Origin of the sequence: Abyssibius alkaniclasticus (assembly GCF_020447305.1) — a bacterium.
Lineage (GTDB): Bacteria > Pseudomonadota > Alphaproteobacteria > Rhodobacterales > Rhodobacteraceae > Abyssibius > Abyssibius alkaniclasticus.
In genome coordinates this window covers 1,543,636-1,557,418 of record NZ_CP095732.1, presented here as the reverse complement: position 1 = coordinate 1,557,418, position 13,783 = coordinate 1,543,636, and the positions used below count along the sequence as shown (strand labels likewise).

Genomic DNA, 13,783 nt, shown 5'->3' with positions numbered 1-13,783 from the left:
CGCCTAGTCGTTGCGCGCCTGGTTTTGCCCGTGTTCATGCCGTGCAATCAGCACAAGCGGCAGCAGGCTCACCAGAATCACCAGCAATGCGGCCGGCGCGGCCAGCGGCAGGTTTTCAAGGCTGGCCTGGTTGTAGACATGCGTGGCCAGGGTCTCGAAATTGAAGGGCCGCAGAATGAGCGTGGCGGGCAATTCCTTGACCACATCCACAAAAATCAGCAGCGCACCCACCTGAATAGAGCCTTTGATCAGCGGCAAATGCACCGCCCGCAGCACCTGGCCCGAATTGCGCCCAAGCGAGCGGGCCGCCATGTCCATACTGGGTGTAACGCGCCCCAAAGCCCCGTCAACCGCGCCCTGCCCGATGGCGAAAAACCGCACCGTATAGGCGAAAATCAGCGCGGCGACCGAGCCGGTCAGCAACAGCCCGAACCGCCCGCCGAACAGCGCCTCCAGAGCTTCGGCCAGCCAGTTATCCAGCGCGGCCAGCGGAAACAGCACGCCAATGGCCAGAACCGCGCCGGGGGCCGCATATCCAAGCGTGGCCACCGGCAGCAGCAGGCGCGGCAGGCGGTGGCGGCTCAGGCGCACGCCATACACCACCACGGTCGCCGCGCCCAGCACCACGACAGCCGTCAGCCCGCCCAGCAGCAGCGTATGCAGCGCCGCGCGCCACAAATCGGCATTTCCCCAGGCCGAAAAATAGGTTAGGCCCAGTTGCACCAGCACGCCCACGGGCAGCACAAAGCCCAGCAGAATCGGCACCAAACAGGCAATGGCCGCCAGGGCCGAGCGCAGACCGCGCAGCTTTGTCGGCACATGCGGCGCGCGGCGGCTGTTCAGGCTGTGGTAGCGCCGCGCGCGGCGGCTGAATTTTTCCGTGCCCGCCAGCACCAGCACCAGCACCAGAATGACACAGGCGATTTGCGCCGCCCCGGCGGCATTGTAGCTTTGCAGCCAGGTGGTAAAAATTCCGGTGGTCAGCGTTTGCACGGCGAAATAGTTGACCGTGCCGAAATCGGCCAGCGTTTCCATCATCGCAATCGCCATGCCGGCGGCAATGGCCGGGCGGGCCAGCGGCAGGGCCACGCGCCAGAACACCATGCGCGGCCCGCAGCCCAAGGCCCGCGCCACCTCGTTCAAACTGGCCGATTGTTCGCGCAAGGCCGCCCGCGTGAGCAGATAAACGTAAGGATAAAGCGCCAGCGTTAGCACAAAGGCCGCGGACCACAGGCTGCGGATTTCGAAAAACCAGTAATCGCGCGCCGATTGCCAGCCAAACAGGTTGCGCAAGCCGGTTTGCACCGGCCCGGCATATTCCAGAAAATCGACCAGCGCATAGGCGCCGATATAGGCCGGCAGCGCCAATGGCGCCAAAAGCGCCCATTGCAGCCAGCGCTTGCCGGCAAAGTCATACATCACCACCAGCCAGGCGGCCCCGGCCCCCAAAAGCCCGGTGCCAAGCCCGACCAGCGCCATCAGCAGCAGCGAATTCATCAGGTAGCGCGGCAAAACCGTGCTGGTCAGATGCGCCCAGACAGGGTCGCCCGGAGTGGCGGCAATCCAGACCACGGCCACGATCGGTGCCAGCACCAAAGCCGCCACCACCAGCGCCCAGACCGACCAGATATCGGGCCGCGCGCGGCGGCGGCGCTTGGGTTTCGGCAATACCTGAGTTACTTGGTCAACCATACCGCCTGCTTAGGCGCAAGCCGCCGCCAAGTCCAGCCTCCCAGGCGCAAAAAACCGGGTGCAACGCGCGGCATTTGCGCTAATCTGGCGCCCATGCCACGGCCCAATCTCATCCTTGCAGGCACGCAAAAAGCCGGCACCACCTGGCTGCACCGCTGCCTTGGGGCATCAGCGCAGGTATTCGCCAGCAAATCCAAAGAGCTGAACCATTTCAACAAGGGCGATTTTGCCAGTCGCAACGACGCCTATTTCGCGCATTTCCCCCAGCAGGCTGGCGCGCGCTACTACCTTGAATCCACCCCGCATTACTTCCAGATTCTGGCCGGAAAGGTGAATGTCGCACAAAACATCCGCACCACCTTGGGCGATATCAAAATCCTGCTCATGTTCCGCGACCCCGTGGCGCGCTATGAATCCGCCTATATCCACCATATGATGAAGAAGCGGTTCGACTTCACACCCGAAATCTCCCGTTTCTGCAACGAAATCAAAATGCTGGAGCTTGGCCATTACGCCGATATTCTGCGCCACTGGCAGGGCTATTTCAGCGAAATCGGCGTGTTTTTCTATGATGATCTGCAAAACGCGCCCGATGCGCTGATCGCCCGTGTTATGGCGTTTCTGGGCCTGGAAAACGACATCCCCCAGCGCCAGATCGCCTTTACCGCCAATGCCCGCGCCACCAAGGCGCGGCGCTATTTTTCGCCCGATGCCGCCCTGCCGGAACTCACGCCGGAGCTTCGCGCGCGACTGGCCGACTATTACCGCCCGCATATTGCCGACTTTGCCGCGCTGACCGGGCGCGACCTGTCGCATTGGGCTCAGTCGGGCGCATCGTCATAACGGTCTGAAAGAATGCGCTGCGCCTGCCCCTCCGGGTCATCATATTGCGCAGCCTTCAGCGACCAGAAAAACGCCCAAAGCCCCAGAAGGCCAAGGCCAAGCGATACGGGAATCAGAATCAGAAGCACGGTCATTTCCGCCACCCCAGGCGCATTGCGTTCAACGAAACTACGATAGAACTGCTCGACATGGCCAGCGCGGCCATCAGCGGCGTTGCAAGGCCTGCCAGCGCCAGTGGCACCGAGATCAGGTTATATCCTGCCGCAATCCCGAAATTCTGCAAGATCCGCCGTTTGGAGACACAGGCAATTTCATGGGCCAGCGCGATCTGGCGCAAATCATTGCCGATGATGATCATATCGGCGCTTGTGCGGCTGGCATCGGCGGCCGAGGCGGGCGAAATCGAGACATGCGCCGCCGCCAGCGCCGCCGTATCGTTCAGCCCGTCGCCCACCATCAGAACGCGGCGGCCTTTTGCCGCCAGATCGGCCAGATACGCGACCTTTTCGGCAGGCGTGGCCCCGGCCTGCCACCGGCTCAGCCCGACCGCCGCCGCCAGCTGCGCCACGGGGGCGGCCCCGTCGCCCGACAGCAGGTGCAAATCCAGCCCGCGTGCGGCGAGTGTGGCAATCAGCGCCGCCGCCTCGTCGCGCGGCTGGTCCTCGAATGTCACCGCCACAGGCGCGGCATCGCCAATGGCCAGCCAACTTGCGGTGTTGGTTTGGGCTTCGCGCACCCCCAGCCATTGCGCACGGCCAAGCGCCACGCGCCTGCCCTGCCAAACTCCTTCCACCCCGAAACCGGGGCGTTCGGCAATGTCATCCACATCTGCAATCGGCCCATCCAGGGCCGCCGCCATTGCACGCGCCAGCGGGTGCTGGCTGGCATTGGCCAGCGCGCGGGCCACGGCGCGGGCATCGCCCTGCAGGCTTTCGGCATTGGACAGGCGCAAATCGCCCCGCGTCAGCGTGCCGGTCTTGTCAAACACCACGGTGTCGACCTCGGCCAGACGTTCCAGCGCCACCCCGTCTTTCAGCAAAACCCCGGCCCGGAACAGCCGCCCCGAAGCTGCGGCCAACACAGCCGGCACGGCCAGCCCCAGCGCGCAGGGGCAGGTGATGATCAGCACGGCGGCGGCAATATTCACCGCCAGCCGCCAATCGCCCGTGGCCAACCCCCAGACGATGAAGGCGCATAGCGCAAGCAGATGCACCAGCGGCGCATAAATCCGCGCCGCGCGTTCGGCAAGCGATGTATAGCGGTTGCGCGCGGTTTCCGCCGTTTCCACCAGCCGCATGATCTGCTTGAGCAGCGTTTCCTCGCCAACGCCTGTGGCTTCAATCTGCAAAGCACCCGAAAGGTTCAGCGTGCCGGCCCGCGCCTCATCGCCGGGGCCAATGGCCACGGGCAGGGTTTCGCCGGTCAGCAAGGCGGTATCAAGCTCTGAATGCCCCTTTGTCACCCGCCCGTCCACCGGCACGCGCGCACCGGGGGCCACGGTCAGAATATCGCCCTGGCGCACGGCATCAAGCGGCACGGTTTCGCTGGCGCCGCTTGGTGTGATGCGCCGCGCCATCGGCACTTCCAATGCGGCCAGTTCCGCCGCCGCCGAACGTGCGGCCGCGCGGGTCCGGTGGTCGAGATAGCGGCCGATCAGCAGGAAGAACGCCAGCGTCAGTGCCGCGTCAAACCAGGCCGCCTCGCCGCCTTCGATGGTTTCAGACAGTGAAACCGCCAGCGCCAGAACCATAGCCAGCGAGATCGGCACATCCATATTCAGCCGCCCGACCCGCAGCGCGGAAATGGCATGTCTGAAAAAGGGCACGCCGGCAAACATGACCGCCGGCACCGCAATCAGCGCCGATACCCAATGCAGCAGATCGCGCGTGGTATCCGTGGCCCCCGACCAGACCGACACGCTCAGCAGCATCACATTCATGGCCGCAAACCCGGCCACGGCAATGCGCGCCAGCAAATCGCGTCCCTCGGCATCCTGCCGCGTGGCGGCCAGTGTCGCGCTGTCAAGCGGCTGCGCGCCATAGCCGATGGCGGCAAGCCGCTGAATGGCCATATCCTCCATCCCCGGCACATCGACCGCTGTCAGCGTCACGCGCTTCAAGGTCAGGTTCACACGGGCGGCGGCCACACCGTCAAGGCCCATCAGCCCGTCTTCAACCGTGGTCATGCAGGCCGCGCAATGCACTTGCGGCAGGGCAAATTCATAGCGGCGCAGCGGGGCTTCAACCCCTGCGCTGTCGCCCACCGCGCGCGCCCAGTCGGGCAGCGGCAGGCAGGCGGGGCAAACAGCGGGTGCAGCACGCCCCATCAGCGCACCACAAGTGCCAGACGGCTGGAATATTCGGTGCCATCGGCGGCCGTGGCGTTGACAAACAGCCGCCAGGGGCCGCGGGCCAGCAGCACGGGCGCGAACAGCCCGTCGCCATCAAAGGCAAAGGCAAGCTGCTGGTCGCTGGCGGCATTCGTGGGGTGGCCAATGCGCACGGAAATACTGGCCGGCGCGACAAGCGCGCCGCGCGCATCGCGAATGATCAGCCGCACGCCGCCCGGGGCCAGCGCAACCGACACATCCCAGCCCAGCGCACGCTGCGCACGGGCGCGGGTGTTGAACTCCTGACTGGCCACATAGGAATTCGCCACTTCAAGCCCCGGAAATGTGCGCACCGCCGACACCGCCAGAAAGATGTTCACCCCGATGATCACCGCAAAGAATGACAGGGTAATCGCCAGCACCTTGCGGCCGGTCAACGGCTTGCCCTTGCCTGGTTCCAGCTTCATTGCACTCTCCCGTTGAAGGCCGAATCGGCATAGGCCCGATCGCCGCTTTGCACATCTTCCACCCAAAGCCGCAGCGCAGTGCGCGCGGTGCTGGCCGCTGCATCTTGCGGGCGCGCGGTAATATACATCCGCTGGTTATAGGTGCTGTCGGGCGGCACCACCACGCTCAGCCCCTCGCTGCCTTCAATCGACAGGCGCAGCACGTCATCGGTATCAATCGAAATGCGGAAGGTCCGCGCTTCGCCCTGCATGTTTTTCAGCCGCACATCATAGGCATTGCGCACCGCGCCATCAGACAGCACCACCGAAACCGGGTTGCGGATTTGCGCAACCGATACATCGATATCCGACCGGATGAACAGCGCCACCAGCAGCCCCAGCCCGATGGCCCCCCAGATCAATGTGTAAGCCACCGTGCGCGGGCGGAAAATATGCTTCCAGACCTTGCGCGGCGGCGTGCCGGCCCGTTCGGCCGCCTCGTCGGTGGCGGCCAGATAGCCGATCAGCCCGCGCGGCTTGTCGATCCGGTCCATCACCTCGTCGCAGGCATCTATGCACAAGGCGCATGTGATACATTCCATTTGCTGGCCGTTGCGAATATCAATGCCCATCGGGCAGACATTCACGCAGGCCATACAGTCGATGCAATCGCCCTGATCCGCGTTGTCAATCGTGCGCAGCTTGCCCCGCGGCTCGCCCCGCCAGTCGCGGTAGGCAACGGTCAGCGTGTCCTCATCCATCATCGCGGCCTGAATCCGTGGCCAGGGGCAGGCGTAGATGCAAATCTGCTCGCGGAAGAACCCGCCAAAAAAGAAGGTCGTCGCGGTCAGCACCGCCACCGAGATATAGGCCACCAATGCCGCCTGTCCGGCCAGCATATCGGCCAGCAGGGTTGGCGCATCGGCAAAATAGAACACCCAGGCCCCGCCAGTGGCCACGGCGATAAGCAGCCACACCGCCCATTTGAACAGCCTCAGCCGCCATTTGCGCAGGCTCCAGCGGTCATTCCACAGGCGCACGCGGGCGTTGCGGTCGCCCTCGATCCAGCGTTCCACCAGAATGAACAGGTCGGTCCATACGGTTTGCGGGCAGGCATAGCCGCACCACACGCGGCCCAGCGCCGAGGTGAACAGGAACAGGCCCAGCCCGGCCATGATCAGCAGGCCCGCCACAAAATAAAACTCCTGTGGCCAGATCTCGATCCAGAACATGAAAAACCGCCGGTTGGCCAGATCGACCAGCACCGCCTGGTCGGGCAGGTTCGGCCCCCGGTCCCAGCGCAGCCAGGGCGTGATGTAATAGATCGCCAGCGTCACGCCCATGATCCACCATTTCAGGTTGCGAAACCGCCCCTTCACCCGCCTGGGGAAGATCGGTTCGCGCTTGGCATAAAGCTGCGGTTCCGGTGTTTCGATCTGGCTCACGGTTTATCCTGCCTTGTTCATCGCCCGGGCCAGCTTGCCAATGGCGACGATGTAAAAGCTCTGGCCAGGTTCCCCCGGCCAGAGAGTCGGCACGGCCATGCGAGGGCATTGGCCATGCAGGGGAACTACTCGCCGCCGCCTTGCTGATGCACGAACACCGCCACCTGCCGGATCTGCGCTTCGGTCAAACGGCTCTGCCAGCTTGGCATCACCCCGAAACGGGCATTGGTAATTGTCGTGGCAATGGCCTCGGGCGTATTGCCCCAAAGCCAGATCGCATCGGTCAGGTTCGGCGCGCCCTGTTCGCGATCGCCCGTTCCGGCACTGCCATGACAGCTTGCACAATTATCGGCAAACAGCTCGGCCCCCGTGGCCGCCAGCGTGGAATCATTTTCCTGCCCCGAAATATTCAGCACATGCTGGGTCAGCGCGCGAATTTCATCGCGGGTCAGAAACTCGCCAAAGGCGGGCATTTGCGAAAAGCGCGCATCGGGGTCAGCCTCATCGCGAATGCCATTCTTGATCGTGGTGTAGATGGCGTTCAAATCGCCGCCCCACAGCCAGTCATCATCCAGAAGGTTCGGAAAGCCCGGCGCACCGCCCGCCCCGGCCCCGTGGCATTGCGCGCAAACCGTGCGAAACACCGCAGCACCACCGGCGCGGGCAAAATTACCCACCTCGGGGTCATCGGCAATCTGGTCAAGCTCAAGCGATACGAGCCGTGCTTCCAGCGGCGCGTTTTCAGCATCAAAAGCGGCAATATCGGCGGCCAGTTCGGCGCGGCTGGAATAGCCCAGCACCCCCGGCGTTGCCCCGCTGATCAGCGGCCAGGCCGGATAGGCCACCGTATACAGAAGCGCCCAGACAATCGTGGCATAAAAGCTCCACAGCCACCAGCGCGGCAGCGGATTGTTCAGCTCTTCAATCCCGTCCCATTCATGGCCGGTTGTGCCGACATCCGGCTTTTTCTCTGGTTTTCTGGCCATCAATCCTCTCCGATCTCGTCATTGCGCAGCGGAATATTGGCAATGTCATCATGCATATCGCGGCTGCCGGGGCGAAAGGCATAGATGACCACCGCCACAAACACGACGAACATGAACAACAGCCCCCAGCTATCGGCCATCTCTCTTAGAAAATTATACATCGCGGCCCCCTCCTAGCGGCTTGCATCGGGCTCGAAGGTCGAAAAATCGACCATCGTGCCAAGCACTTGCAAATAGGCAATCAGCGCATCCATTTCGGTGATTTCGGGCGCAGCATCAAAGTTGCGCGCCACGGCACCGGGGTAGCGGGATTGCAGCCCGTCAATATCGCCGAACGGGTCGTGCTGGGTTACAAAATCCTGCGCGGCCATCGCGATCATTTCTTCGGTATAGGGCACGCCCACGCGGGCATTGGCCACCACAAGCCGGGTTACATCGGCAGGCTCCAGCACCGCATCATCCAGCCATGTATAGCTTGGCATGATCGAGCCTTCGACCTGCGCGCGCGGGTCGCGCAAATGTGCCGCTTGCCATTCATCGGAATAGCGCCCGCCCACCCGTGCAAGATCTGGCCCCGTGCGCTTGGAGCCCCATTGGAACGGATGGTCATACATCGATTCCGCGGCCAGCGAATAGGGGCCATAGCGTTCCACCTCGTCGCGCAGCGGGCGGATCATCTGGCTGTGGCAGTTATAGCAGCCCTCGCGCAGATAGATGCTGCGCCCGGTCAGTTCCAGCGGGGTATAGGGGCGCACGCCCTCAACCTTTTCAATGGTGTTTTCCAGGTAGAAAAGCGGTGCAATCTCCACAATCCCGCCTATGGCGACCACAACGAAACTCAGCCCGAACAGCAGCGAGGCATTGCGCTCGATGGCCTTGTGTTTATTCAAGAAACCCACGGTTCTGCTCCTATTCTGCCGGCACGGCAACCGGGGCATTCTTTGCCGGTTGCGCTGTTACTGTTTTCCAAAGGTTCACGCACATGATGACGGCGCCGGCCAGGTAGAACGTGCCGCCAATTCCGCGCAGCACCAGCATCGGCCATTTCGCTTGGACCGTGTCGACAAAGCTGTTCACAAGAAAGCCCTGCGCATCGACTTCGCGCCACATCAGGCCTTCCATGATGCCGCTCACCCACATCGAGGCGGCGTAAAGGATGATGCCGAGTGTCGCGAGCCAGAAGTGCCAGTTCACCATGCGCAGCGAATACAGCCCCACGCGGTTCCACAGGCGCGGCACCATGAAATAGAGCGCGCCGAATGTGATCATCCCGTTCCAGCCAAGCGCGCCGGAATGCACATGGCCGATGGTCCAGTCGGTATAATGGCTGAGCGAGTTGACGGCCTTGATGCTCATCATCGGGCCTTCAAATGTCGACATGCCGTAGAACCCGAGCGAGATCACCATGATCCGCAAGACAGGGTCGGTGCGCAGCTTGTCCCAGGCGCCGGAAAGCGTCATCAGCCCGTTGATCATGCCACCCCAGCTTGGCATCCACAGCATGATGGAAAACACCATACCCAGCGTCTGCGCCCAGTCCGGCAGGGCGGTATACAGCAAATGGTGCGGGCCGGCCCAGATATAAAGGAAGATCAGCGCCCAGAAATGGATGATCGACAGTTTGTAGCTGTAGACGGGGCGTTCGGCCTGTTTGGGCACGAAGTAATACATCATCCCCAGAAAGCCCGCCGTCAGCAGAAAGCCAACCGCGTTATGGCCATACCACCACTGGGTCAGCGCATCCTGCACCCCGGCAAACAGCGTTACCGATTTGGAGCCGAGCAGCGAGACCGGCACCGCCAGGTTGTTGACGATATGCAGCATCGCGATCGTGACGATGAAGCCCAGGAAGAACCAGTTGGCCACATAAATATGCGGCTCGCGGCGCTTCACGATCGTGCCCAGAAACACCGCCAGATAGGCGACCCACACAATTGTCAGCCAGATATCCACATACCATTCGGGTTCGGCATATTCCTTGCCCTGGGTTGCGCCCATCAAATAGCCGGTGGCCGCCAGCACGATGAACAGCTGATAGCCCCAGAACACAAACCAGGCGAGGTTGCCGCCCCAAAGCCGCGCCGCCGAGGTGCGCTGCACGATATACAGGCTTGTCGCGATCAGCGCATTGCCGCCAAAGGCGAAGATCACCGCGCTGGTATGCAGCGGGCGCAAACGGCCGAAACTTGTGTAAGACAGCCCAAGGTTCAAATCCGGAAAGGCCAGTTGGAAGGCGATGAACACCCCCACGGCGAACCCGGCGATGCCCCAGAAGGCGGTGGCGATCACCCCGGCGCGAATCACGTCATCCATATAGCCGGTCGGGCGGGGCCGCGCGGGCTCTCCCATCGCGCGAATCACCATCATCGCGGCAAAACCTGCCGCAAGCATGACAATGACGGCATGAACCCGATAGGCCAGATCCAAGCCGAAATTCGCTGCGATTGCCGCAAATAACGCAATGAATCCAAGCACTATCGCCTGAAAAATCCTGAGCATGGCTGTCCCCTTTTTCTGCCCCCCATTCGGGGGTTCAAGGGGTTATTGCATGTGCGAAGCGCGCGCTGCCTTGATCCAGATCAAACGGCGCCTATTCCAACATGCCACCGTCCGAATCATCGCCGGCCTCGTTCAGCAAGGCGGCATAGTCCGGCACGCGAATGCGCCGCGCCTCCTCCAGTTCGATGAGTCCGTCGCGTCTGAGCGCGGTCATCTGGCGCGAAACCGTCTCGATCGTCAGGCCCAGATAATCGGCCATCGCTTCGCGCGTCAGCGGAAGGTTAAATACCAAACCATCTTTTGGTGCGCGCTTGGCCAGGGCCGCATCGCGCCGCGCGACAATCGCCAACAGGCTGGCAATTTTTTCCCGCGCGGTTTTGCGGCCCAGCAGCAGCATCCATTCGCGCGCCGAATCCAGCTCGTCCAGCGTCATGTCCAGCAGGCGGCGCTCAAGGCTCGGGCTATTGGCGATCATCGCGTCGAACTGCTTTTTCTGAAAGGTGCATACCAGCACATCGCTTGCCGCCACCACGTCGAACGGCGCAATCTTGCGCCCCGGGCGGCCAATAAAGTCGCTTGGCAACAGCAGGCCAACCATCTGGCGGCGCCCGTCTGGCAGGCTGCGGCCAAGCGTGGCAACACCGTTTACCACTGAACCAATGCTCGCCATTTCCTCGCCCGCCCAGAACAATGTCTCGCCGGCCTTATAGGTTTTATAGCTCTTGATCGCGTCAAGCTTCACCAATTCGTCGGGCTGGCTATAGGCGCAAACGGCCTGGTGGCGGATGGGGCAGTCACCGCAGCGCAGGTTCATATCAATTTTGGGTTGCGGGCTTGGCATTGGCACTCCATTCCCGTGCAATCTATCACGTGCTTGATCTTGATCAAGGCGGCGTGGCCGCGGCTTGCGCTATTTGGCTGAAATGACACAGTTACACGCGCTCAAATCTGCCGGATTGTTCGAGGTCAACGCCCCGCGCTACACCTCCTATCCCACGGCCACGCAATTTGCATCGAATATCGGCGCGCAGGACTATGCGCGCTGGCTGGCCGGTCTGCCGCCAGCCGATCCCGTGTCGCTCTATATCCACATTCCGTTTTGCGAGCGGCTGTGCTGGTATTGCGCCTGTCGCACGCAGGGGGTGCGCAGCCTTGGCCCGGTGCGCGCCTATGTCGATGTTTTGCTTCAGGAAATTGCGCTGCTGCGCCGCTATCTGCCGGAAGGGTTGCGCGCCAATCGGCTGCATTTTGGTGGCGGCTCTCCCACCATTCTGCCGCCCGATGAAATTGGCCGCCTTGTCGATGCGCTCACCACCCTTGTGCCGCTGAATGACGGCGCCGAATTTTCGGTCGAGATCGATCCAAGCGCCATCGATACCTCGCGCATGGATGCCTTTGTCGCCGCCGGCATGAACCGCGCCTCGATCGGCGTTCAGGATTTTGCCCCGCAGGTGCAACAGGCGATAGGGCGGCTACAAAGCTTTGAAATCACACTGAAAACAATTTCAGCGCTGCGCGAACGCGGTGTCAATTCCATCAATATCGATCTGGTTTATGGCTTGCCCTATCAGGACTGGGCGGCGCTTGGGGCCACGCTCGACCAAACCCTGACCCTTGCGCCCGACAGGCTGGCGCTGTTTGGCTATGCGCATGTGCCCTGGATGGCCAAGCGCCAGAAGATGATTCCCGAAGCCGCCCTGCCCGGCGCGCATGAACGCTATGAGCTTGCGCAGAATGCGACCGCCATGTTGGTTGCCAGCGGGCTGAATGCCATCGGGATCGACCATTTTGCAACGCCCTCCGATGCCCTGTCGCGCGCTCAGGCCAATGGCAGGCTGCGGCGGAACTTTCAGGGCTATACCGATGATTCTGCCGCCAGCCTTGTTGGCATCGGCGCCTCGTCCATCAGCCAGTTGCCCGGCGGCTATGTGCAGAACGCCCCCGTCACCGCGCAATACAATGCCGCCATTGCCGGGGGCAATCTGGCTGCCGCGCGCGGTGTGGCGCTTGGCCTCGATGATCAGGTGCGCGCGCTGGCGATAGAAATGCTCATGTGCGATTTCAAGCTTGAACTTTCACGGCTCGAGGCGCGTTTTGGCGCGTTCATGTTGCCGCTGTTAAAAAATGCCCAAGCCGCCGCGCGCCGCTTTAACACATTCTGCACCTTCGATGGCCAGACCCTCATCATCCTGCCCGAGGGCCGCCCCCTCACCCGGATGATCGCGCAAATGTTCGACGCTTACGCCGTCGACCAGTCCCGCCATTCCAGCGCAATTTAACCCTTTGTTCATAAAAAACGGGCGCTAAACCTTGCCGTTTTGCGCCCGTTTTGCACGTTTTTGCACGAAAATGCGGTTACAATGTAACTTTAAGTGCGGTTACATTGTAACTTAAAGGAACTTGCCCATAGCAATGGCCGTATCGGCCATGCGGTTGGAAAAGCCCCATTCATTGTCATACCAGGTCAGGATTCGCACCAGATTCCCGTCCAGAACCTTGGTCTGGTCCATATGGAAGATAGAGCTGCGCGGGTCGTGGTTGATGTCGATCGACACCAGCGGCTCATCCGTAAACCCAAGAATTCCTTGGAGTTTTCCATTTGCAGCCGTCCGGATCGCGGCGTTGATCTCCTCCGCCGTCGTGTCGCGCATCGCCGTAAAGGTCAAATCCACCACGCTCACATTCGGTGTCGGCACGCGAATCGAAACGCCATCCAGCTTGCCATTCAATTCCGGCAGCACCAGCCCCACGGCCTTGGCCGCCCCTGTCGAGGTCGGGATCATGCTCATCGCCGCCGCGCGCGCGCGATACAGGTCTTTGTGCATCGTGTCCAAAGTCGGCTGATCGCCGGTATAGGAATGGATGGTCGTCATGAATCCGTTTTTGATTCCAACGGCTTGGTGCAAAACCTGGGCCACCGGAGACAGGCAGTTCGTGGTGCAGGATGCGTTGGAAACCACAAGGTCATCCGCCGTCAGGCTCTCATGGTTCACCCCATAAACGATGGTTTTATCGGCCCCCGCACCCGGTGCGGAAATCAGCACGCGTTTGGAGCCGTTCTCAAGGTGCAGGGCGGCCTTGTCGCGGGCCGTAAAAATGCCCGTGCATTCCAGCGCAATATCCACATCACCCCAGGGCAATGCCTTTGGGTCACGCTCGGCTGTCACCTTGATCGGGCCACGGCCAACATCGATTGTATTGCCTACAACCTTGACATCAAAAGGGAATTTTCCGTGAACCGAGTCATAGCGCAGCAAATGCGCATTGGTCTCGACCGGGCCAAGATCGTTGATGGCAACAACTTCAATATCGGTGCGACCGGATTCGATGATCCCACGCAATACATTCCGGCCGATACGGCCGAAACCGTTAATGGCGACTTTCAAGGTCATGGCAATTTTCCTGTTGGCAGTTGGCAAAAACCGGTTAGGCCGGCGCGGCTGCAATGTGCGAAAATTCGGGTGTAACTGCAAGGGGTCAGGTCTTCTTGGGGAATAACCCGACCCCTGCAGTTTCCGCCGGCCACCTCAGGCCCAATTAGAA

Annotated in this window: 13 protein-coding genes; 2 read left to right on the top strand and 11 right to left on the bottom strand. The window is 61.7% G+C overall.

Going from position 1 to position 13,783, the window contains the following annotated elements; translation table 11 throughout:
* Positions 1–3: 3 nt before the first annotated feature.
* Positions 4–1,692: an ABC transporter permease gene (locus LGT41_RS07840; RefSeq protein ID WP_274129575.1), complete on the bottom strand. Its 1,689-nt coding sequence runs from the start codon at positions 1,690–1,692 to the stop codon at positions 4–6.
* 93 nt (positions 1,693–1,785) lie between these two features.
* Between LGT41_RS07840 and LGT41_RS07835 the strand changes: the two genes are divergently transcribed.
* Positions 1,786–2,535, top strand: a complete 750-nt coding sequence (locus LGT41_RS07835; protein ID WP_274129574.1) for a sulfotransferase family protein — start codon at positions 1,786–1,788, stop codon at positions 2,533–2,535.
* Here the strand turns inward: LGT41_RS07835 and ccoS are convergent.
* From ccoS to fnrL, 9 genes are all read right to left on the bottom strand, one after another.
* On the bottom strand, positions 2,514–2,669 hold the full coding sequence (ccoS, locus tag LGT41_RS07830) for a cbb3-type cytochrome oxidase assembly protein CcoS (protein ID WP_274129573.1): 156 nt from the start codon (positions 2,667–2,669) through the stop codon (positions 2,514–2,516). The two genes, LGT41_RS07835 and ccoS, sit on opposite strands and share 22 nt — an antisense overlap.
* Positions 2,666–4,861 carry a heavy metal translocating P-type ATPase gene (locus LGT41_RS07825; RefSeq protein ID WP_274129572.1) on the bottom strand — a complete coding sequence of 732 codons (2,196 nt, stop codon included), beginning with the start codon at positions 4,859–4,861 and terminating at the stop codon, positions 2,666–2,668. Before LGT41_RS07825 ends, ccoS begins: the two co-directional genes overlap by 4 nt.
* Entirely contained in the window at positions 4,861–5,331 is a 471-nt protein-coding gene (locus LGT41_RS07820) for a FixH family protein (RefSeq protein WP_274129571.1), read from the bottom strand. The genes LGT41_RS07825 and LGT41_RS07820 overlap by 1 nt, the downstream gene beginning before the upstream one ends.
* Positions 5,328–6,755 carry a cytochrome c oxidase accessory protein CcoG gene (gene ccoG, locus LGT41_RS07815; RefSeq protein WP_274129570.1) on the bottom strand — a complete coding sequence of 476 codons (1,428 nt, stop codon included), beginning with the start codon at positions 6,753–6,755 and terminating at the stop codon, positions 5,328–5,330. The genes LGT41_RS07820 and ccoG overlap by 4 nt, the downstream gene beginning before the upstream one ends.
* Before the next feature lie 125 nt (positions 6,756–6,880).
* Positions 6,881–7,741 (bottom strand): cytochrome-c oxidase, cbb3-type subunit III, encoded by an 861-nt coding sequence (gene ccoP, locus LGT41_RS07810; RefSeq protein WP_274129569.1) that lies wholly within the window; start codon positions 7,739–7,741, stop codon positions 6,881–6,883.
* Positions 7,741–7,902 carry a cbb3-type cytochrome c oxidase subunit 3 gene (locus LGT41_RS07805; RefSeq protein WP_274129568.1) on the bottom strand — a complete coding sequence of 54 codons (162 nt, stop codon included), beginning with the start codon at positions 7,900–7,902 and terminating at the stop codon, positions 7,741–7,743. The genes ccoP and LGT41_RS07805 overlap by 1 nt, the downstream gene beginning before the upstream one ends.
* Before the next feature lie 12 nt (positions 7,903–7,914).
* Complete coding sequence (ccoO, locus tag LGT41_RS07800; RefSeq protein ID WP_274129566.1) at positions 7,915–8,640, bottom strand: cytochrome-c oxidase, cbb3-type subunit II; 726 nt, start codon at positions 8,638–8,640, stop codon at positions 7,915–7,917.
* Between the two features lie 10 nt (positions 8,641–8,650).
* A complete protein-coding gene (gene ccoN / locus LGT41_RS07795) occupies positions 8,651–10,240 on the bottom strand; it encodes a cytochrome-c oxidase, cbb3-type subunit I (RefSeq protein ID WP_274129565.1) in 1,590 nt (529 codons plus the stop codon).
* 91 nt (positions 10,241–10,331) lie between these two features.
* Positions 10,332–11,081: a transcriptional regulator FnrL gene (gene fnrL, locus LGT41_RS07790; RefSeq protein WP_274129564.1), complete on the bottom strand. Its 750-nt coding sequence runs from the start codon at positions 11,079–11,081 to the stop codon at positions 10,332–10,334.
* Positions 11,082–11,163: 82 nt separating this feature from the next.
* Here fnrL and hemN point away from each other — a divergent pair, with 82 nt between their 5' ends.
* Positions 11,164–12,519: an oxygen-independent coproporphyrinogen III oxidase gene (gene hemN / locus LGT41_RS07785; protein WP_274129563.1), complete on the top strand. Its 1,356-nt coding sequence runs from the start codon at positions 11,164–11,166 to the stop codon at positions 12,517–12,519.
* Positions 12,520–12,630: 111 nt separating this feature from the next.
* Here hemN and gap read toward each other — a convergent pair whose 3' ends face one another.
* Positions 12,631–13,632: a type I glyceraldehyde-3-phosphate dehydrogenase gene (gene gap / locus LGT41_RS07780; RefSeq protein WP_274129561.1), complete on the bottom strand. Its 1,002-nt coding sequence runs from the start codon at positions 13,630–13,632 to the stop codon at positions 12,631–12,633.
* Positions 13,633–13,783: the final 151 nt, after the last annotated feature.

What these genes read in the sequence shown, in the direction of transcription:
- LGT41_RS07840 (WP_274129575.1), bottom strand. Translation starts at nt 1,692, where the DNA reads ATGGTTGACCAAGTAACTCAGGTATTGCCGAAACCCAAGCGCCGCCGC.
- LGT41_RS07835 (WP_274129574.1), top strand. Translation starts at nt 1,786, where the DNA reads ATGCCACGGCCCAATCTCATCCTTGCAGGCACGCAAAAAGCCGGCACC.
- ccoS (WP_274129573.1), bottom strand. Translation starts at nt 2,669, where the DNA reads ATGACCGTGCTTCTGATTCTGATTCCCGTATCGCTTGGCCTTGGCCTT.
- LGT41_RS07825 (WP_274129572.1), bottom strand. Translation starts at nt 4,861, where the DNA reads ATGGGGCGTGCTGCACCCGCTGTTTGCCCCGCCTGCCTGCCGCTGCCC.
- LGT41_RS07820 (WP_274129571.1), bottom strand. Translation starts at nt 5,331, where the DNA reads ATGAAGCTGGAACCAGGCAAGGGCAAGCCGTTGACCGGCCGCAAGGTG.
- ccoP (WP_274129569.1), bottom strand. Translation starts at nt 7,741, where the DNA reads ATGGCCAGAAAACCAGAGAAAAAGCCGGATGTCGGCACAACCGGCCAT.
- LGT41_RS07805 (WP_274129568.1), bottom strand. Translation starts at nt 7,902, where the DNA reads ATGTATAATTTTCTAAGAGAGATGGCCGATAGCTGGGGGCTGTTGTTC.
- ccoN (WP_274129565.1), bottom strand. Translation starts at nt 10,240, where the DNA reads ATGCTCAGGATTTTTCAGGCGATAGTGCTTGGATTCATTGCGTTATTT.
- fnrL (WP_274129564.1), bottom strand. Translation starts at nt 11,081, where the DNA reads ATGCCAAGCCCGCAACCCAAAATTGATATGAACCTGCGCTGCGGTGAC.
- hemN (WP_274129563.1), top strand. Translation starts at nt 11,164, where the DNA reads ATGACACAGTTACACGCGCTCAAATCTGCCGGATTGTTCGAGGTCAAC.
- gap (WP_274129561.1), bottom strand. Translation starts at nt 13,632, where the DNA reads ATGACCTTGAAAGTCGCCATTAACGGTTTCGGCCGTATCGGCCGGAAT.